Annotated in this window: 20 protein-coding genes; 14 read left to right on the plus strand and 6 right to left on the minus strand. The window is 46.4% G+C overall.

Translation table 11 applies throughout. The features are described 5' to 3' along the window. The first annotated feature begins 203 nt into the window (after positions 1-203). Genes KNO68_RS03850 through KNO68_RS03860 form a run of 3 tightly spaced genes read left to right on the plus strand, consistent with a single transcriptional unit; the run spans position 204 to position 1,575 of the window. Positions 204-725 (plus strand): M3 family metallopeptidase, encoded by a 522-nt coding sequence (locus KNO68_RS03850; RefSeq protein ID WP_215112073.1) that lies wholly within the window; start codon positions 204-206, stop codon positions 723-725. Continuing rightward, positions 718-1,290 carry a M3 family metallopeptidase gene (locus tag KNO68_RS03855; RefSeq protein ID WP_215112074.1) on the plus strand — a complete coding sequence of 191 codons (573 nt, stop codon included), beginning with the start codon at positions 718-720 and terminating at the stop codon, positions 1,288-1,290. Before KNO68_RS03850 ends, KNO68_RS03855 begins: the two co-directional genes overlap by 8 nt. Before the next feature lie 9 nt (positions 1,291-1,299). After that, positions 1,300-1,575, plus strand: a complete 276-nt coding sequence (locus tag KNO68_RS03860) for a M3 family metallopeptidase (RefSeq protein WP_215112075.1) — start codon at positions 1,300-1,302, stop codon at positions 1,573-1,575. Positions 1,576-1,723: 148 nt separating this feature from the next. Here KNO68_RS03860 and KNO68_RS03865 read toward each other — a convergent pair whose 3' ends face one another. From KNO68_RS03865 to KNO68_RS03880, 4 genes are all read right to left on the minus strand, one after another. Beyond that, entirely contained in the window at positions 1,724-2,077 is a 354-nt protein-coding gene (locus tag KNO68_RS03865; RefSeq protein ID WP_215112076.1) for a nucleoside 2-deoxyribosyltransferase, read from the minus strand. A 287-nt stretch (positions 2,078-2,364) separates the two neighbouring features. After that, the gene (locus tag KNO68_RS03870; protein WP_215112077.1) at positions 2,365-2,844 is read right to left on the minus strand and encodes a helix-turn-helix transcriptional regulator; all 480 of its coding nucleotides are present in this window, start codon (positions 2,842-2,844) and stop codon (positions 2,365-2,367) included. Between the two features lie 25 nt (positions 2,845-2,869). Continuing rightward, positions 2,870-3,166, minus strand: a complete 297-nt coding sequence (locus KNO68_RS03875; protein WP_215112078.1) for a hypothetical protein — start codon at positions 3,164-3,166, stop codon at positions 2,870-2,872. 98 nt (positions 3,167-3,264) lie between these two features. Continuing rightward, complete coding sequence (locus KNO68_RS03880) at positions 3,265-4,470, minus strand: cation:proton antiporter (RefSeq protein WP_078146888.1); 1,206 nt, start codon at positions 4,468-4,470, stop codon at positions 3,265-3,267. Between the two features lie 118 nt (positions 4,471-4,588). Here KNO68_RS03880 and KNO68_RS03885 point away from each other — a divergent pair, with 118 nt between their 5' ends. From KNO68_RS03885 to KNO68_RS03905, 5 genes are all read left to right on the plus strand, one after another. Then, a complete protein-coding gene (locus KNO68_RS03885) occupies positions 4,589-4,957 on the plus strand; it encodes a PH domain-containing protein (protein WP_078146889.1) in 369 nt (122 codons plus the stop codon). A gap of 99 nt (positions 4,958-5,056) precedes the next feature. After that, on the plus strand, positions 5,057-5,737 hold the full coding sequence (locus KNO68_RS03890) for a hypothetical protein (RefSeq protein ID WP_215112079.1): 681 nt from the start codon (positions 5,057-5,059) through the stop codon (positions 5,735-5,737). Between the two features lie 6 nt (positions 5,738-5,743). After that, the gene (locus KNO68_RS03895) at positions 5,744-6,412 is read left to right on the plus strand and encodes a hypothetical protein (RefSeq protein ID WP_215112080.1); all 669 of its coding nucleotides are present in this window, start codon (positions 5,744-5,746) and stop codon (positions 6,410-6,412) included. A gap of 73 nt (positions 6,413-6,485) precedes the next feature. Beyond that, positions 6,486-6,968: a GNAT family N-acetyltransferase gene (locus tag KNO68_RS03900; RefSeq protein ID WP_214684315.1), complete on the plus strand. Its 483-nt coding sequence runs from the start codon at positions 6,486-6,488 to the stop codon at positions 6,966-6,968. A 9-nt stretch (positions 6,969-6,977) separates the two neighbouring features. Then, positions 6,978-7,958 (plus strand): Gfo/Idh/MocA family protein, encoded by a 981-nt coding sequence (locus tag KNO68_RS03905; RefSeq protein ID WP_215112081.1) that lies wholly within the window; start codon positions 6,978-6,980, stop codon positions 7,956-7,958. A 139-nt stretch (positions 7,959-8,097) separates the two neighbouring features. On the opposite strand, the gene KNO68_RS03910 is transcribed toward KNO68_RS03905, so the two are convergent. Next, complete coding sequence (locus KNO68_RS03910) at positions 8,098-11,484, minus strand: dynamin family protein (RefSeq protein WP_215112082.1); 3,387 nt, start codon at positions 11,482-11,484, stop codon at positions 8,098-8,100. Between the two features lie 16 nt (positions 11,485-11,500). Beyond that, complete coding sequence (locus KNO68_RS03915; protein ID WP_215112083.1) at positions 11,501-12,121, minus strand: NAD(P)-dependent oxidoreductase; 621 nt, start codon at positions 12,119-12,121, stop codon at positions 11,501-11,503. A gap of 175 nt (positions 12,122-12,296) precedes the next feature. Here KNO68_RS03915 and KNO68_RS03920 point away from each other — a divergent pair, with 175 nt between their 5' ends. The 6 genes from KNO68_RS03920 to KNO68_RS03945 all read left to right on the plus strand — a co-directional run bounded on the left by KNO68_RS03920 (position 12,297) and on the right by KNO68_RS03945 (position 18,464). Next, positions 12,297-13,388, plus strand: a complete 1,092-nt coding sequence (locus KNO68_RS03920) for an FUSC family protein (RefSeq protein WP_215112084.1) — start codon at positions 12,297-12,299, stop codon at positions 13,386-13,388. A gap of 111 nt (positions 13,389-13,499) precedes the next feature. Beyond that, the gene (locus tag KNO68_RS03925; RefSeq protein WP_215112085.1) at positions 13,500-14,027 is read left to right on the plus strand and encodes a PH domain-containing protein; all 528 of its coding nucleotides are present in this window, start codon (positions 13,500-13,502) and stop codon (positions 14,025-14,027) included. Beyond that, positions 14,024-15,523, plus strand: a complete 1,500-nt coding sequence (locus tag KNO68_RS03930; protein WP_215112086.1) for a PH domain-containing protein — start codon at positions 14,024-14,026, stop codon at positions 15,521-15,523. The genes KNO68_RS03925 and KNO68_RS03930 overlap by 4 nt, the downstream gene beginning before the upstream one ends. 617 nt (positions 15,524-16,140) lie before the next feature. Beyond that, complete coding sequence (locus KNO68_RS03935; protein ID WP_215112087.1) at positions 16,141-17,403, plus strand: NCS2 family permease; 1,263 nt, start codon at positions 16,141-16,143, stop codon at positions 17,401-17,403. A 105-nt stretch (positions 17,404-17,508) separates the two neighbouring features. Continuing rightward, positions 17,509-17,976 carry a DinB family protein gene (locus tag KNO68_RS03940; protein ID WP_215112088.1) on the plus strand — a complete coding sequence of 156 codons (468 nt, stop codon included), beginning with the start codon at positions 17,509-17,511 and terminating at the stop codon, positions 17,974-17,976. Next, positions 17,973-18,464: a DUF3916 domain-containing protein gene (locus KNO68_RS03945; protein WP_215112089.1), complete on the plus strand. Its 492-nt coding sequence runs from the start codon at positions 17,973-17,975 to the stop codon at positions 18,462-18,464. The genes KNO68_RS03940 and KNO68_RS03945 overlap by 4 nt, the downstream gene beginning before the upstream one ends. Positions 18,465-18,552: the final 88 nt, after the last annotated feature.

The raw sequence follows: 18,552 nt of genomic DNA on the forward strand, positions 1-18,552 counted from the left end.
GCTTCATATCGAAACATTCGATATTGATCGGGAGATATGATGAATACGTCACGAAGAGTTACATTGACGTACAGCGATACAGCGATTGTGAAGAAGTAAATCAAAGACAACATCATGTTCAAACCGTGATAAAACCTGCACTCAATGAGCTGAAAAGACATGTTTCACGAATTATATTACAGTCTATTAAGGATGAGAATCACGTGACGCGCCTAATGCGAAATCGGATGAATCTTTATCATGAAGAGAATGTTGATTTATTGATCGAAGAGGATCAACTTATACAGAAGTATTTGCAAATAATCGGTCAATTGACTGACCCGACAGATCATTCTAAGTCGATTGCGGAACTTCATGGAGACCTATACGATGCTGACGAATCCATCCGAAAACAGGCTTTTACGCTCATTTATAAAGCGTATGTCTCAACAGAAGCTGACATCACTGAATGCTTGAGAAGTCTTATTCAAAATCGGGAACATCAGTCACAACGATTAAACGCTAAGAGTTATCGTGAACTAGCCTTTATGAAGCTAGGTCGTCTAGATTATGATGCCGAGGATTGTATACGATTTGCGAATCAAGTGAGTAAACATTTTGAGCCACTTCGCCGCTCGTTCCAGCAACTACAGACAAAGGAATTGAAGAAATCGAAACTTTCGCCATGGGATTCATTTTATTTCTCCCTTTTCGAATCATCACGATTTATCCGTTTCGTTGCATGACTTAATCAGTGGAACGGAACGAATCTTGAATGAAGTCGATTCCTACTTTGAAAAGCTGTTTAGGGACATGTGTGCGAAGGGCCATCTCGATCTAACGCCTCGACCGAATAAAGCGGAAGGTGGATTTTGTGAATCTTTACCCGACTCAAAATCATCTTTCATTTTTATGAACCGATTCGGTGGATTTGATGACTACATTGCTTTAATAGATGAAATGGGTCATGCCATCCACCATGATCTCTCACAGCAACACCTATTTTTCGAAGCGCAGACCATTTCGTTTGAAGTCGGCGAATTCGCACCTATGTCACTAGAGCTATTTTCGATGAACCAACGGACAAAAATCTTTTCAGATGAACGAGCTTTCATTCAAGCTAAACTAGAACAGTTTCGATTAATCATCGAATTTTTACCAAGTGTTTTCATCGTGGACCAATTTCAACATAATCTATATGATTCAGAAAAGAACGTGGACACATTTGATGAAACATTCAAACGCTTAGTCGATCAATATGAGACTGATTTGATTGATTGGAGCGATGTGAGTGATTTGAAAGGAAAATAGTGGCTGCGCGTGATTCATCTTTTTGAAACGCCTTTCTATTACATAGAATATGCGCTTGCTCAGATTGCTGCACTTCGGATGTATATGCAGTATAGGCAACATCCAGTCGACACTCTGAACCAATATAAGAATGCATTAGCTTTAGGTGGTACTGCTTCGATTCCTGATACTTATCGAGTAGCAGGCGTATCCTTGTTTCCATCTGAGGAAGAATTAGTCGAGTTGACTGATTTCTTAAATACTGAAATTCAACATTTGGTGATGCAATTGGGTAGAATTGAATAATCTAAGTACCTATTAAATATAGATTAACGCAACAAGCATTTCACGGAATGGGTAGGCTACAACCCGGCTCGATTCCGTGAGAATAAAGGACATCAGCTCAAACGTGATTAGAGAGCTCCAATCGACCTTGGATTCGGCGGGGGAGGTCCTAGAAAGGTCCCTCCAAGCGTTGTACCGCATCCACATGGTAAAACGTGCTCATCTCCTCCATATTCATCATCTGATCACCCAAATCGTATAAAAAGACCGATTTGTTCATTCCGAGTGCAATCCCGAGTTCAACATGTGCGCCTTTACCTCCAGGCAAGAGGATGACGATGAAGTCCGCTGTTTGAATTCCAGCAACCTCTTCTTCGCCAATCGCACGTAACGCATCGATTGAAGCGGCACGTTCGTTCTGGGTCCAGTCGTATGTATGGGTGTGACCGAGCGCAATGAGCTCATTACGCATGAACCGTACTTCTTCGATATTTGAAAAGCTTGAACCGACATAAAATCGCATACAAAGACCTCCAATTCGTCACAAATAGTTCATCTGGTAAAGCGCTACGACATAAAATAGGATAATCAACAGACAACAGAGTACAAGGAAAAAAATCACGCTAATCAGGACGAATTTCATCAAAGAAAGTGGAAGGTATGATTGAATCAAGCGCGTGATTGATAAAGACGAGAGTACGAGTAAAATGATTGTGCCAACGAACCAAATGTAGTCATACGCAATGTTTCGGGATCAGCCAAAAGTAGACGATCGTTATGACGATTAGACAGAAAGCCATCATCAAATCTTTATGCTTTCGTGTCATCTGATTCCTCACGATGAAGTTCCAACTTCGACCTTACCTGTTCGGCATCCTCTGCATCAAACGTGCTGTACCACCTCACATGGTTGAGATCGATGATCCGATAATGTCCGCTGATGATATTTTGTTGAAGGGTGTAATGTGGACCTGACTCGATTGCATGCCAAAAGACGCGTCCGCCGAGTGTTTTTTCTTTCGGCTCATAAGTGTTCTCGGTCGCAATCAGTTTGACGAATTCAACGGGGTCGTCACCAATCAAGTGTATGAGAATCTCACTTTCGTTAAACAAGGCGCATAGCGTCACAATCGTCGACCAGCTTGCTTCATTTCTCTCCTTCTCGATTTGGATGAGTGTTTTTTTTGAAATCCCAAGTAAGTTCGCCATCTCTTCCTGTGAATACTGGGATTCGATGCGAATCAATTTCATTTTTCGAGAGACTTGTTCAATAAATTCGGATTTTTGCATAAGCGCTCCTTTTTGTTTGTCTGACTTACAGCGTCGCTGAGCTTATGAAAATCAAGATCCACGAGATTCCGAGAAACACGATAAATAAGAGCAGACAGACGATGATATAACAGCAAATGTATTGCCAGTAGGTCAATCGTTTTGATTGATAATAATGGTATGTAAAACTGAATGTCGAAATCCCGATGACTAAGAACGCAACGATATCCCAGATGATGCCAACCTTCAAGAACGATGGAGTCAGAAACGAAGCGATGAGTGCAAGCAGGACGGTCACAATCCCCGTATAGATGGCAGCGGATGGTGTTGAAGTGTTTTCCAACGAATCACCTCCTAGTATATTATAAGTGTAATTTTACACTAAAAGTGGGCGATGTCAATTTCAGAATGTAAAAAACCCTTCTCTAAGGAAGGGTCTCGTCACTCGTCATGTTTATTCGTTAAATAGGTCGTTAATGGGTAGACCCCGATGCTTTGTAAGATCAGAGAGAGTAAAATGACGGCAAACGCGAGAGATATCATTTCGCTCGAGCCGTTAATGTTCTCTGCCTCTAGCCAGAGGACGAGGGCGATCGACATCGTTCCTTTAATTCCTGACCACGTGAGTAATGAAGTCGCCGTTAAATCATCTTTAAATTCTCTACGCCATACAGGAACAGTATAAACGAGACCGCCGACGACGATGAACCGGGTCAGAAGCGAAAGCAAGAATAAAAGAACAGCGAACGTCCAGAGCGATACAGACAAATAGCTGGTCGCCTCGATTCCAATCAATAAGAACAGGAGAGCGAGCAATATCGGAATGACGATGTCCCAAAATCCATTCAAGTGACGCTGGACCGATTCGTAGTCCTCTTTCATGCCGAGCTCATGAGAAAGCATCATTCCGGCTGTGACGGTCGCAAGGACCCCCGATACTTCTAGCGCGTCGGCGAGATAAAATGCCCCGTATGCGATGACGATCGTCAACATGACGAGCTCATGCTTTTTAAAGCTGACAATCATCAATTTTTTAAGTAATAATCCAAAAATGAAGCCGATGCCGATTCCTCCGGCTGACACAATTAAAAATTCAGTTAAAAAGTTGAGCGTGGAGAACTGTTCTCCTGTCGCGAACATACTGAGGAAAATCGTGAAGATGACGACACTCGTCCCATCGTTCACCATCGATTCACCTTCGACAACATCCGCAATCCGTTTTTCCCCTTTACTCCGTTTTAAAATGGCTGTCACGGAAACAGGATCGGTCGGAATCAAGATGGACGCCAATAAGAAAGAGGCGGTCAGGCTGAGCGGGGTGAAGAGCTCGCTGATCCAAAACGTGCCATACCCCATCAGGATGGCTGTCAAGACAAGACCAATCGTACTCAATATCGTGATGATCCCGATATTGTCTTTCAAATCTTTGTATTTGAACTGATAAGCCGATGTAAACAGAAGTGCTGGTAGGAACACCTCGAAGATTATATCTTTTGAAATGAATACCGAATCAAAAAAGGCGATGTATGAGAGACCAATCCCAATCAAGACCAAGATGACCGGGACAGGGAAGTAATTTCGTTTGGAATCAATCAAATAAATGAGATAGCCAATCAGTAGCAATGTGATGATTTGTTGCGCGATCATGACGACGTCCTCCTCTACAATCAAGTTGCTATACACTATCTTCCCATTCAAGGTCTAATCAAACGAGAATTGTGGAATATAGGGATAGTACATTCATTTCATAGAGGGAGGAATCGATATGGGAAACCCGATTGGTGATTTGTCGTGGACGTTTTATTCAGAGTGTGAGGTGCCGATTGATATCACGGAGTCATTCATCGATGGGGAGCGGGCCGTCGCTGCCTACAAGACTGTCCGTGACATCGCCGTCTTCACGAACAAACGTCTCATTGTCCGTGATGCGCAAGGGCTCACGGGGAAGAAGATAGAGGTGTACTCGCTTCCGTACGACTCAATCAATATGTACTCGACGGAGAATGCGGGAAGAATGTTCGACTTGAACTCAGAAGTTCAACTGTTCACTCGAGCCGGAACGATCAAAATCAATCTAAATAAAAAAGTGGATGTGCGTAAGTTCGACAGATTACTCGCAGAAGCAATTTTGTAAAGCAGTGGACCGAGAGTTCTCGGTCTTTTCGTTTGGATTTTTCTGACAATTCGTCGTATGTCGTGTTACGATAGTACATAATGTGTGACGGAGGTTACGATGCGATTTTCAATCCGATTATTGATGGTCATGTTAAGTAGTTTGATGTTGGTGACTGGATCCATCTATCTGGTCCGACTGTTTTGGGAATGGTTTCACGACCCGACAAAAGGTGGAATCGTGCTTCTTTTTTCTGGAGAGGACGGAGCCAGCAGTGATGAACATGGAGGGAAGTTTCGTCTGAAAGATGATGAGGGTTTTCAATTCTTGAAGAATGACTTTTTAGACTATACGTTCGAAACAGGAGGGACAGTAACCGAGTCGGGAAATTCATACTGGTTATGGTTCCTTATTGGGGGTTTGATTGTTCTCCTGATTTTGACGCTCAGCGTGCTCAGGAAAAGAAAGCGTGTCGTCTCGACCATTGATTTCTCGAGTGACGCCGTAAAACGAAGAGGGCGTAAGGCTAAAGCAAATGGATTTGTGGAATCCAAAGAGGTTCAATGGACCGATAATGCGGTTCGGAATGCGCTCATCCAGTTCAATCTGGACTTGCCGATTGCCTCAAGACATCAATCGAATGAGACGGTGTTGGATTGGTTCAAGCGAATCGGAGTGGAAGAGTTGGACCTTTCGCCTTATTGGAAATCGAGATATATAGACGAAGTGGTGAGTGATGAAGAATCTAGACGATTTCGAGCAGCGTTGGAGTTTAAGCGATTCGAAGACGGTAAGGGGTGATTGTGTATGAACGATGAAATAGAGGTGGTTGATTCCGATACGCGGAAGCCGATGGGTTCCGCTCGTTTGGTCAAGACCGATCATCAATTCTACATCCATTGGAATGGGTTGATTATGGACTTCAAACGGCATGAATATGTGGCAGGTATTCGAATCATTGACGAGAATCACTTGTTCATTTGGGCGTTTACGTTAGAAGGAGAACCGATCAATGCGTGGGTGTTAGATGCAGACGGAGACATCAAACATTCATTTCACGCAGGTAACGCGATTGCAGTAGTCGTTATAAATGAAACGGGAATCTGGATCGGGTATGGGGACGAGGGTATCTTTGGAGAAGGGATCTCGACCGAGGCACTCGTCTGCTTCTCAACAGAGGGAACCGTACGTTTTCACTATAATCAAGAAGTCAGAAAGGCCCCGGTCCTTCATGATTGTGACGTGATGTGTGCATCAGAGAAGGGGGTGTGGGTCATCTCTTCAATCGACGGTCGTCTCGTTCATGTCCAAGTGGACGGACGGATTGACTCTTATCCGATGCCACGTCATCTCCTTGACTGTTCCTCGTTGACTATTGAAAACGGTGTAGCCTATGTCGGAAATGAGGAAAAGACTTATCGTTGGCCGATTAAGGAGAGGAGACGTGCCGAAGTCTTTCAGAATGAAACCAAATAATAAGAGAGTATATTAGCTTGAAATATATTTCGAATACCGTATTTTTAATCATATATAGACAGGGATGAACTAAATGATTGTACCAATCAATACTTGTATGCAAGAAGATATCCGCTATTTTTTTGTTAAACATTGGGGTTCAACTCAAATGGTCGTTTCTTCGGGAACATACGATTGTGCAGAGCTCGAAGGATTTGTCTACATGAAAACTAATCAAATTCACGGTCTTGTTACGTATGTTATTCGGGATGAAGAAGTAGAAATCATATCTCTTGATAGTCTGATAGAGAATAGTGGGATCGGCTCTCACTTACTCCATGCTGTTGAAGAAATTGGTATGCAGCACGGAGTTAAGCAATTAATCGTCATCACAACCAATGATAATTTGAGAGCGCTTGGCTTTTATCAACGTCGTGGCTATCGTCTAGAACGAATCATTCATGATGCGGTGACGCGGGCAAGAAAACTGAAAGCGACAATCCCACATGTCGGATATGATAAGATTCCATTATTGGATGAAATTTTACTCATCAAAAAACTGAAAGAACAGAAATGAGGAATTCACATGATTCGTTTCGGCATCATTGGTACAAATTTCATCACAGACTGGTTTATTGACACAATCAATCAGTTGGATGACGTAGAAGTGACAGCACTCTACTCGCGCACGGAATCACGTGTTAAAGAATACGCAGAAAATCACTCCATCTTACATACGTTCACGTCACTTGAAGAAATGGCTCAGAGTGATGTCATCGATGCCATCTATATTGCGAGCCCGAACTCACTTCACGCCGAACAGAGCATCTTATTCATGCAGCATGGCAAACACGTCCTCTGTGAAAAACCGCTCGCCTCGAACGTCCAGGAAGTCACTCGTATGATTGAAGTCGCGAAGGAGAACGAGGTCGTCTTACTTGAAGCACTACGAAATCTGTTCATGCCGAACCTTGAACGGGTTCAACAGGCGATGGAGCGAATTGCTCCGGTGCGTCGGGCCGTTTTCAATAAATCACAGTATTCTTCACGATACGACCTGTACAAGAACGGGGAAAATCCAAACACGTTCAATCCTGAGTTTTCGAACGGCTCGTTGATGGACCTCGGTGTCTATCTCCTCGGACCTGCCTTAAAACTGTTCGGTCAGCCGAATGAAGTCCAGGCGAGCGGGGTTACGTTAGAATCGGGAGTGGACGGGAGCGGAACGGTCATTCTCTCCTATGATGACCTTGATGTGATTGTCATGCACTCAAAGATCCATGCGACATCGACGCCTTCTGAGATCATCGGAGAAAAAGGGCGTATCGTCATCAATGATATCGCGACGTGCGATGAAGTCCGTCTAGAGTTGCGAGATGGCACGTCAGAAATCGTATCAGAATCACAGAATGCTCCGATGTCCTATGAGATCGAAACGTTTGTGCGAGCAATCGAAGCTAGGAATTTAGAGACAGTTGCGCATTCAGCAACAGACATGGTTCGTCTTGCTGATGTGATGACGAACGTTCGAACACAGCTTGGCGTGGTCTATCCGGCGGACAAATAAGTACAAAACGGTCCTTGATGTCATGTGAACATCAAGGACCGTTCCCGTTATTCTTTGTTCAAATAGAGATATCTCAGGAAGAGTCCCAAGACAATCGTCATAACGACAGCGGGAATGAGTCCGATGAGCAGTAATGTGTTCATACCGTTTCCTTTCTGAGAGACTCGAGACGTTCATGCATCTCATCAAAGGAATGGTTGTCCGTCAACATGCTGAGCTCTGCATCGGCGATTTCCGTCACTTGAGTCGACCATTCTCGTTCAATCTCGATTTCGGATTTCTTGATTTCTTCGTTGGCCCGCTCGACTTGGTTCGAGTGAATCGTTTCAAGACGCGACCGAATCATATCGCGAAGCAGTGAGTTCAACTCATCTTTCAGTTGTGTCCGTCCGTCTCCCTCGAAAAATTGACTCGCATTCTTATAGCGCTTCAATACCGACTGATAAGGTGATGTCTCGAGATGAATCGGTTCGACAGCCTCTCGTAACCATGCCACGTCGAGGTCATGGTCAAATTCAAGCGTCGGAAGGAGCGACGCATGACGCTCGGTCAACCGTTCGACCAAGGCTACGAATTCGCGTTTAACATATCGCTCCAACCGATACTGGAACACTTGGAGCTCTTGCTGGATATCGTAGGCGTATTTGTCGAGTGTACGTCCGAGGGCGCGCTCCAAGCTCTTTCTCGATCCATCGACCTCGACCGGATGGAACGTCTCCTTGACGAAGTCCGAGAGTCGGAGAAGTGATCGCGTCTCGAGGTGGGCGAGGAGTTCTTTCGCTTCCCGGTCAAATAAATCGATGAGTGCTGACACATCGAGTGCCGGTGGGTTCTCGAGTAAAGCAATCAATTGCTGGCGACGATGTTCTTTCGCCGACGCGTCTTCTTTCGCTTCGTTCAAAACACGATCAAATGTAGCGAGTAGCGCCGTCGTTTCTTCCTGTATACGCATCGCGTTCGCGAGGCGAAGGTCTTTGTCGACATAGCGTTCAAGTGTCGAGACGAACCGGTCAAACCCAGCATCATCGCCCTGCATGGCGTTTCGGCTTGAAATGGGGAGAACGCTTGGTCTGCGGACACCGAGCGCGGTCAACTGTTGTGAGACATAGCTTGTGACCGCATTCCGCTCCTCGTCATCTTTCGCAAGATCAGATGCGTTCACGAGGAAGAACATCTCGTGATCTCCTGTCCCCTGGACCCGTCCGAGTTGGATGACGAGCTCCCGGTCCGCTTCGGTGAACGCATGATTATAATACGTGACGAACAAGACGGCATCCGCGTCACGCATATAGCCGAACTGGACCTCGCTATGACGATTGAACTGTGAATCGGCACCTGGCGTATCGACGAAGACGATGCCACGCCGTGCCCAAGGAGAGTCGAGGTAGAGTTCAATTTCTTTCACGATACAGCTTTTCTCTTCTTGTGCGACGAATGCGCAGAACGTGTCATAGTCGACGATTTCCGTTAGACCGAGATAATTGAGCGGTGCCGCTTTTACCGCATTGACGAACGGGTGGTCGACATCGAGCGAGGTGAGGGAAGTCCCGTAACCTTGTAGCTCATCCTCAAGTTCATCCCGTGATTTGAAGGTGATCATCGCCGTTCGATTCGTCCGACCATCTGGCGGTACGATTTTTGTGATCGAAGCCGTCAATGGGTTCGGTGAGGTCGGTAGAACCGTCTCACCGAGAAGGGCATTGAGGGTCGATGATTTTCCGGCCGAAAACGCACCGAAGATGGCGAACGTATATTGCTCATGCTTCGCACGTTCGATTTTCTTACGTAATGTCGAGACCCGGGAGCGGAACAACGGATGATTCTCTAATATTTCACATACCGTATGTTCATAAGAAAAATTGAAATCAAATAGATCATGATGATTATCTAAAATCGACGTCGATGCAACCTCTGATTCAACAACATTCGACTGTTTTTCCGGGAGATACGTTGCATCGACATAGTTTCGAACGGCCAACTGATCTAAATGATTTGAATCAAGTTGCAACGCTTCATATTGACCGATAGCATTCAGACGGTTCGAAAGACGAATCCGTAACGCTTCCGTATCGAGCGCTTCATACAACGCTTCCTCTTCAGTCGTAAATTGTTCCAAGCGCATGTCGACTTCCGCTTTCATGTACGTATCCGTCGAATGGACCCAAGGTTCAGATACTTTCGTCACCCATGACGCAAGGGCCGTCTCGATGTCACGACTGAACTGCAACACTGTATCACCACTTAGGGATGCACCGGATTTCACTTGTTCGGTGATGAGTGAGCTCGGTGCAATCGGGAGGACATCGCCTTTCGGTAGCAAGGTCTCTGGAAGTTTCAAATCTCGGATGATGTCTTCCGCGTACTTCACGAGATGTGGACGTAAGTTCATATCAATCAGACGGTTGAACTCTTTGACCGCCACTTCCTCACGACGAGCTCGTTCTTGCTTCGTCTTCTCTTTTGAGAATAAGAGACCGACCTTGAAGGACGGGGCACAACTCTCGAGATAGGACCGCAACAACTCACGGAACTCATAAGTCATGATCGGCGCACTTTCGACGATTGGTGCCTGATGTTTGAAGAATTCGCGACGGAATGAGGTCCACCATGCCCGTTTCTTTTCAAGGCGATGTAGACGTGACTGCATTTCCTTCGGACTCTTTTCATAAGTTGGCAATTGATCCAACATCGATTGAATCGATGTTTCGTTGCGGCGGACTAACGTATCAATCAATGCATCCGCATGCTCGACTTGTTGCTGTTTTGCCTCGTCGATGACTTGACGTACATATGACCGCAAGCGCTCCACTTCGTTATGCGGATGTTGCCCATCACGAAGTGAAATGTAGAATGTGTCATTTGGGACGATGTCATGATGTCGGAACGCTTTCGTCAATGACGCTTTGAACTCCACGAAAGAGAGTTCACGCTCATCATGCTTGTCGATTTGGTTGATGATGATGGAGTAGGGACGTCCTTCCCGGCTAAATTGTTTCATCAGTCCGATGTTTTGTTCCGATTGGACATGGTTGTAGTCCATCATGAAGAACAAGTGATCGGCCAAGAAGAGCGAGCGCTCCGTCGCTTGGCGATGACGTTCATCCGTTGAGTCAATCCCTGGCGTATCCATCAACACGACGTGTTCATCAAATGGGAATCGGTCAATCGTATACTCGACTTCCTTGATTTCCTCGACTTTGCAATAGTCACTGATGTTTGATAGGGAAGAAGAATCTAGTGAAATCCAGTCCGTATCATTGATTGCGACGGCTGCCGCTGATTCGCCACCCCGTAATGTGACGATGTTGGCACTCGTCGGAATCGGACTTGTCGGAAGGAACCCTTCCTCTAGCCAATCATTGAGCAATGTCGACTTTCCGGCTGAGAAGTGACCACAGACGGCAATCCATACTTCTTCATTTGTTACTTTTTGTAGGGCGGTACGGGCGAGTCGTGCAGCGTCCGTCATCTCCTCTTGTTCAAACGTCAAAGCGAGTCGTGCCAATTGTTCTTGTTGTTCGTGCATGTTTCCCATCCCCTAATTATGATTCCGTCGTGATGCCGACACGGTGTCCGACATAGTCATCGTCCGTTAAACAAGCCATCACCAAATCGGCAACGTCATCTCTCGAAATTGGACCTGAATGTTTCGTCCCCAATACCTCTTTTGACACGATGATTTCACCGGTAGATTGCTCATCGATCAGTTGAGTCGGACAGATGACCGTGAAGGCTAAGCCTGAATCCCGTAATAACTCATAAGCACGGGCGTGATCTTCGGCTGCGGTTGTCATCGTACGTTTCGATTCTTTCGTTTCAAAGCGGTAGTTGTCGCTGTCATGCGCCTGCAAGATGCCTGCGGTCCCGACCGTGATGATGCGTGTTATGTTAAATTGTTTCATCGCTTCGATCACGAGTGGTGTGAATGTAGACAATACGTTTTGTTTGTCCGTCCCTAATGCCGAGATAACGAAGTCTGCAGATTGAACCGTTTCTAGTACTGCTGCTTGGTCCGTCGCGTCTCCGATGATTTCGTTGACACCCTCCTTGGAATCCATCGAATGTCTTGTTAAAAGTGTGACGTCATGTCCGTAATTCAATAAACGCTCAAGCACCCGTTCCCCTGTACGGCCACTTCCGCCGAATAAAGCAATTGTTGACAAGTAAACCCCTCCCCATCAAGATGAAAGAAATATCCAACGCCATCATAACACGGAAGCGTTCACAAAACTTCCTAAAATGGTTCATTTCCACTTGAAAAGAATATGGTACGTTTTAGAATTGAGGAAGAAGGTAAAAAATACATATGACAGGTGTAAGAGAGGAAGGCACCGCTACATGAAATTTGGGGCTAGAACTTTTAAGACCGGACTATCGGTTGCAATCGTCTTGCTGATTGCCGAGGCATTTCAATTCCAACAAATCGTCGTCCCGGCGCTCGCTGCGTCACTCGCGCTCCTGCCGTCGGTCTATCAAACCGGGCTTCGATTGATTGAGGAAATGAAAGGGAACCTGATTGGAGCATTACTCTCCGTCGGATTTCTGCTTTTCACTCCGAATCCGACACCAATCGTTATCGGATTCGTCATCATCATCGCCATTTCCATTCTTCTCTTTTTAAATTTAGAATCGACGACACGGACCGTCATCTTGACGACGATTCTCATCATGGAAGGGGCGAGCCAGTCGGATATGCCGATGTGGGTGTTTGCGGGCGAACGTTATCTACTCATTATGATGGGGATTACGGTCGCGTTGATTGTGAATGCACTGTTGTTCCCACCTCGCTACGAACGGAAACTCGAAGCACAGATCACCGACACATGTCAAATGATTGTTCGGATCGCACGCTTGTTCGCGGAGACGGAAGGCGGCCGCTCCTCATTCGACTCGTTACCAGAGACGAAAAAGTTGCATAGCGACTCAAAACAAACATATGCCTATTTTGAAGAAGAAATTAAAGCGAATCGTTGGCTTGAGAAGAAGACACCGATCTTCCGTCGAGCTGTCCTGAAGTCTAAAATGATTGAGACGAACCGTGCCGCGCTCCATGTCATCGAGAAGCTCGATCATGATTTTCATACGATTGAACAACTTCCTCCACAATTGAGCGAAGAGCTGTATCGCCACATTCGTCACTTGTTGCGTCGACATGAGCGTCTGTTTTCAGCCTACGAGCTCGAGAACGAGCACCTCATCGACCGGGAAGAGGATCTCATCCATGAGAACTTTGACTTTGCGAAGTTAATGATTGAGAAGATGAGAGAAGAAGAGGAAGAACTCATTCTCATCGTCGTGCCGCTCGTGGCGACGATGACTGACTGGGTCAAGGCAATGAATGAACTCGAACGCTACCTTGTCACTGAAATGAAGAAACATGGAGACAACCTAAAAGTGGAACCACGTAAGAAATGGTTTTTTGAAGACTAAGTAACGGGCCGATATTCGGCCCGTTACTTGTTTAGGTTCAATATGAAACCTTTTTGAGACTTGAGCGTATACAATAGAGAGAGAAACATATGAACGATAGGGGGATTCACCATGTCAGAAACAACACCGACACCTGAAGAAGGTGTCACACCACAACGAATCAGCGGCACACTTCCAATCGAGGCACGTGCCGTCTTCCGGTTATCAAGTGCGATTTTTTATCTCATCGGACTTCTTGTCATAGGAGCTCTCGTGGCGGCCGCTTACTGGTTCGACTGGCCGATTTGGATACAGATTGGTTTGATCGTGCTACTCGTCATCGATGTCGTCTATAGTTTGATTGATCTCATCTGGTTCCAAAAGTGGAAACAAGAACGATTCACGTATGACGTTCAGCCACTTGAGATTCGAATTCACCATGGGATCATCACGACACACGATGTGCTCATCCCGATGACAAAGGTCCAATATGTTCATGCGGAACAAGGACCTTTTCTCCGTAAATACGGGTTACAGACCATCACCATCGGGACAGCGGCCGGTTCTCACGAAATCTATGCGATTGAAGAGTCGTTCGCCAAGACACTCCGTGAACAGATTGCCATCTATGCGCGCATTGAAGAGGAGGATGTCGTATGACCGAGACCGCGTTAACATGGCATCGACTCCCGAGTCGCGTTTTGGTGCTGCGTATTCTCGAAGTCATCAAGTCGTTCGCCATTCCAATCATCTTACTCTTTGTGCTCAATAACGACTGGGACTCGACATTCGGGATCATCATCCGAGTCGGGATTTTACTCTTCCTATTACTCGACATTGTTCAGAAGTTCTTCGGATGGTTAAACTTCCGTTATGCCCTCGATGAAAAGACTGTCTATGTCATCGAAGGGAACTGGTTGAAAAAAGAAAAATCGCTTCCACTCTATAAGATTCAAAGTGTTCATTCGAACAGTCCATTCCTCTATCGGTTGCTTGGTGTCGTCGAATTGACGTTCGATACGAATGCCAACAGCGACGATGCCTCTTTCAAGTTGGCGGGTGTCTTCCCAACCGAAGCCAAACGACTTGAAGAAATCCTTGAGCAAGTCCGTCATCGTAAACAGAATACACAAATCGAAGGCGACACTGAAGAGGAAAAGGTTGCAACCGAACAGACAGAGCCGTTACCAAGTCGCCTGTTGTACGCCTTATCTACGCGCGAAATCGTATTGGCATCCATCACGTCGCTCTCTGTCTTCGCCATCTTCCCGGTCGCCTCGACGGTTATCTCGTCAATCGACGACTTCATCAATTTGGATGGGGCGTTTAATCAAGTCGAAGATTATGTCGTCCATGCGTCCGTCATCGCCATCGGTCTTCTTGTCATCGGAGTGTTGATGCTATCGATCGTGATCGGCATGGTCATCAACTTCTTAAAGTATGGGAACTTCCGACTTGAGCGGAGAGGGGAACGCATTCGCGTCGAGAAGGGATTGTTGAACCGAAGTGCCAAAGAGATCCCATATGAGAAGATCCAAGCGATTCGCATCAAAGAGACGTTCATTCGTCGCTGGTTCCACATCGTCGGGGTCGAACTCGTCGCAGCAGGGACGATGGATGAATTGAAAGATGAATCGTCGACGATTCTCCCGTTCGTCCGTCGTGACCGGGCGATGCAAGTACTCCGTGAACACTTCACGCACTTCACATGGTCGGACGAACTACATCGACTCCCTAGACGTGCCTTAGGAATTAAACTACTCCGAATCAGCTGGTTCGGCTTCATCATCTCAGGACTCGTACTATATTTCTTCCGAGATTATGCTTGGTGGCTCCTGCTCTTATGGGCCATCATCATCGGGGGGCGCGTCCTCAGTTTTGTTACCACAAAATATGTCCGCATGGATCAATTCATTCAATTGCGAACGGGTGCATTCAACGTCCGCTCATTCTTGACGGACAAACCACGGATCGAACAGATTCAAGTGAAGCAATCGATTTTGCAACGTCGATTCGGACTTTGTACGGTGCAGTTCTCGACACGTGGAGGATTCTTATCAGTCGAGACTATCGATGATATCCCGAAAGAAGATGCGGATGCGATGCTCGTCTGGTTCTCCCGATACAGTGAGATGAACGAAAACCGCTCAGGCTGATTGATCCTGAGCGGTAAGATTATTTGTGATTTTCGTGTCAAATAACGTTTCTCTTACTGAAAACGCGGATAAAGTATGGTATGATGCAAGTAGAAAGAGACCGGTGCTGGACACACCGACCTCTGGCTTACAGGCTACCACTTTAAGAGTGGTCCCAGCCGCCACAATGGTTAGTGAATCAGAAAGTGACCCATCTCATTGCGCCGAGGGGGTCATTTTTTTGTGCGTTCAGACGTTGCACGATCGGATGTTCGGTGAATCACCAAGTGAACGATGATCGGAGCAAGGATTGGGATCATCACATAATCCCCAACCCAGGTCCAAAGTTGTTCCATCCGCACCACCGCCTTCCTCCATTGTGGACTTGGCGGCTGACCCCACTATTGCTGCGTTAACCTGCCCCTTCATTATAACAGATTTGTTCGCAAAAATGCGCCGAAAATAAGAACAAACGTTCTTGTTTTATAAAATAAATCTTTTGATGGAATCGGTCTCATAAATGGGTCCAAAGAAGGAATTGAGTCGAATCACTCTTGCTTGTTAGATGTCTGACAGGATATAATCAATCTCGTGTGTATACACGGGTGGGTGAGGGTGCCAATAAAGGATTGATTCCTATGGCAAAACAAACAGAATGGAAAACAGAAACGTACGGGGGCGTGCTAAACTTTCTGGCGACAGCATATATCCCGGCCGTACATGCGGCAATCTTGACACAAGCCGGACTCCCGTTCGAGGGGGCGCTCGTCGGAGCGATTTTGACAAGCATCATCGGGACATTGATTGCGGGACTCTTCAATCTACCGCTTCTCTTGTTACCGGGAATGGGGATTAATGCGCTCTTCACGTACACGCTCGTCCTGCAGATGGGGTTGAGCTGGCAAAGTGCGCTCGCCGTCTCGTTCGTCTCAGGTGTACTCGTCGTACTATTGACGGTCACCAAAGTCGCGAGGAAATTGGCGAACGCGTTCCCGCCGATCATTCATGACGGATTGACGGTCGGTCTCGGCCTCTTCCTCATCTTGATCGGGCTCGAGGCGGCAGGGATCGTCTCAGGTGGGGGTGGGGCATTGCTTCACATCGGTGATCTCGGGGAGCGTGACGTCCAAGTCGCATTCCTGTCACTCTTCGTCGCCATCTTACTGTTCTTGAAGATGGGGCCGAGCAGCTTCCTTTGGACGATCGGTTTTGGTGTCGGACTCAGTGCCGTGATGGGAACACTCGATTGGACGGGAAGCTTCGCGTTGACACCGTTCTTCGAATCGTTCGGCACAGTATTTGGGAACATCTCGTTCGCAGAATCTGCTTCTCCGCTCTTCTTAGTCGCGGTGGGTGTACTGACGCTCGTCTTGTTGATTGAAAATATCAGCTTGATTCAGAATCAGACACGTGCAATCGACAAAGAAAAGGATGCGCCGAAAGGTCTCATTGCACAAGGTCTGTCGACGATGGCCGGGGCCATGTTCGGGTCAAGCCCGACCGTCTCGACGGTCGAAGTGGCTGCCGGCATATCGGTCGGTGCACGAGGTGGGATTGCTTCATTCGTCACATCTGGATTGTACGTGGTATCGCTCTTATTGCTACCGCTCTTTGCCATCATTCCTGTGACGGCGATCGCTCCGGTGTTGATCATCATCGGAATGATGATGTTCCAGAACGTGAAGCATCTGCCGCTCGATAACTGGGAACATGCCTTCCCGGCGATTCTCGTCATCATCATGATCCCGTTCACGTATTCCATCGTCGATGGTATCGGACTCGGGTTCATCGCGTACACGATGATTGTCTTGATCAAAAAGGGCTACCGGTCACTCAGTCCGGTCGTCGGTGTCTTGACCGTATTGTTCTTAGTTTTCTTCTCATTACCAGTCTGGTTATAGAGACACGCACGGCATCGTTCATCTCGAACGATGCCGTTTTTTGATTTAAAAAGACTCGTTCGTGCTATAATCGCAGTAATTTAAAGCGAACGTGGAGGGGATTGGATGCAAGTTATTCAAGAATTCGCATCGTACACAGAATGGCTCAAGACGTTAGAAAAGCTGAGTGAATCTGATTGGAACAAACAGAGCGACTCGGAGAAGTGGTCCATAAAGCAAATCGTCTTACATATCGCCCATTGGGACAATCATCTGTTGAATGTCATCATCCCATCGGTGAAGAACGGCGAAGGGATGATATTCCCTGACTTTGACTCGTTCAACGCGCGGGCGACGAAAAGGGCCGAGAAGTTGACAGGTGAGACCGTACTAAAGGAATCCATCAATAGTCGGCGAACACTCGTCACGATGCTTGACTCCTTAAGCGAAGAAGCGCTGACTTACAAAACGACAGCGAATGGTGTCTCGCATGATCCGCATCAAGGTGTCCCCTACTCGTTACATGTAATCATCGGGGAGTTCATCGAGCATGACCGACACCATATGAAGCAAGTCGAGTCGATCCTGAAATGAGACATCGGAAAGTGCGTGGTCTAAAACGAAAATTAAGTCGTCTTCAGCGAAATATACAAGAAAATCATGAGGATCTTCCAACGGAGTTTCATAATGGGTATTGGTATGCCAAGATTCCGGTCGGACAAACTTTTTTAATGGATACTCAACACAATGCCAAAATCAAACAGTCACTCATCCATATTCTGCTCGATGAAGCGAAACGACTAGTAGAGTTGCGTGTGGATGAACGAATGCGAGTCGTCGTGCTGCTAGATTTACCTACACTCTGGAACTCTGAACTTCTCGTGTTTGAAGATGAAGAGGTGTTACAATCGTTTATGCGGCGTGATTCATCCCACCAAAAATGGATTCCAATCCCATATGTAAGAACGTTTATAAACCAATGGGTCATTCGGAGTGACCAGGACATCCGCGTGTATGGATTTGAAGAATGGTTGTATGACGAAGAGGATGAGGGTAGAGAGGTGTGGATGCTCGTTCAATGAACGGGCATTTTTCTTTTGTCTAAAAATAACTGAATATTCCGTAAAAGTTCATGGTATAATCCATTTAATCCTATTTCCAAAAAAAGGA

This window comes from Exiguobacterium sp. s75, assembly GCF_018617145.1.
GTDB lineage: Bacteria > Bacillota > Bacilli > Exiguobacteriales > Exiguobacteriaceae > Exiguobacterium > Exiguobacterium profundum.

Bases quoted from the DNA above. Each gene is read 5' to 3' on its own strand.
- KNO68_RS03865 (WP_215112076.1), bottom strand. From the start codon at position 2,077: ATGCGATTTTATGTCGGTTCAAGCTTTTCAAATATCGAAGAAGTACGG.
- KNO68_RS03870 (WP_215112077.1), bottom strand. From the start codon at position 2,844: ATGCAAAAATCCGAATTTATTGAACAAGTCTCTCGAAAAATGAAATTG.
- KNO68_RS03880 (WP_078146888.1), bottom strand. From the start codon at position 4,470: ATGATCGCGCAACAAATCATCACATTGCTACTGATTGGCTATCTCATT.
- KNO68_RS03885 (WP_078146889.1), top strand. From the start codon at position 4,589: ATGGGAAACCCGATTGGTGATTTGTCGTGGACGTTTTATTCAGAGTGT.
- KNO68_RS03890 (WP_215112079.1), top strand. From the start codon at position 5,057: ATGCGATTTTCAATCCGATTATTGATGGTCATGTTAAGTAGTTTGATG.
- KNO68_RS03895 (WP_215112080.1), top strand. From the start codon at position 5,744: ATGAACGATGAAATAGAGGTGGTTGATTCCGATACGCGGAAGCCGATG.
- KNO68_RS03900 (WP_214684315.1), top strand. From the start codon at position 6,486: ATGATTGTACCAATCAATACTTGTATGCAAGAAGATATCCGCTATTTT.
- KNO68_RS03905 (WP_215112081.1), top strand. From the start codon at position 6,978: ATGATTCGTTTCGGCATCATTGGTACAAATTTCATCACAGACTGGTTT.
- KNO68_RS03910 (WP_215112082.1), bottom strand. From the start codon at position 11,484: ATGCACGAACAACAAGAACAATTGGCACGACTCGCTTTGACGTTTGAA.
- KNO68_RS03920 (WP_215112084.1), top strand. From the start codon at position 12,297: ATGAAATTTGGGGCTAGAACTTTTAAGACCGGACTATCGGTTGCAATC.
- KNO68_RS03925 (WP_215112085.1), top strand. From the start codon at position 13,500: ATGTCAGAAACAACACCGACACCTGAAGAAGGTGTCACACCACAACGA.
- KNO68_RS03930 (WP_215112086.1), top strand. From the start codon at position 14,024: ATGACCGAGACCGCGTTAACATGGCATCGACTCCCGAGTCGCGTTTTG.
- KNO68_RS03935 (WP_215112087.1), top strand. From the start codon at position 16,141: ATGGCAAAACAAACAGAATGGAAAACAGAAACGTACGGGGGCGTGCTA.
- KNO68_RS03940 (WP_215112088.1), top strand. From the start codon at position 17,509: ATGCAAGTTATTCAAGAATTCGCATCGTACACAGAATGGCTCAAGACG.
- KNO68_RS03945 (WP_215112089.1), top strand. From the start codon at position 17,973: ATGAGACATCGGAAAGTGCGTGGTCTAAAACGAAAATTAAGTCGTCTT.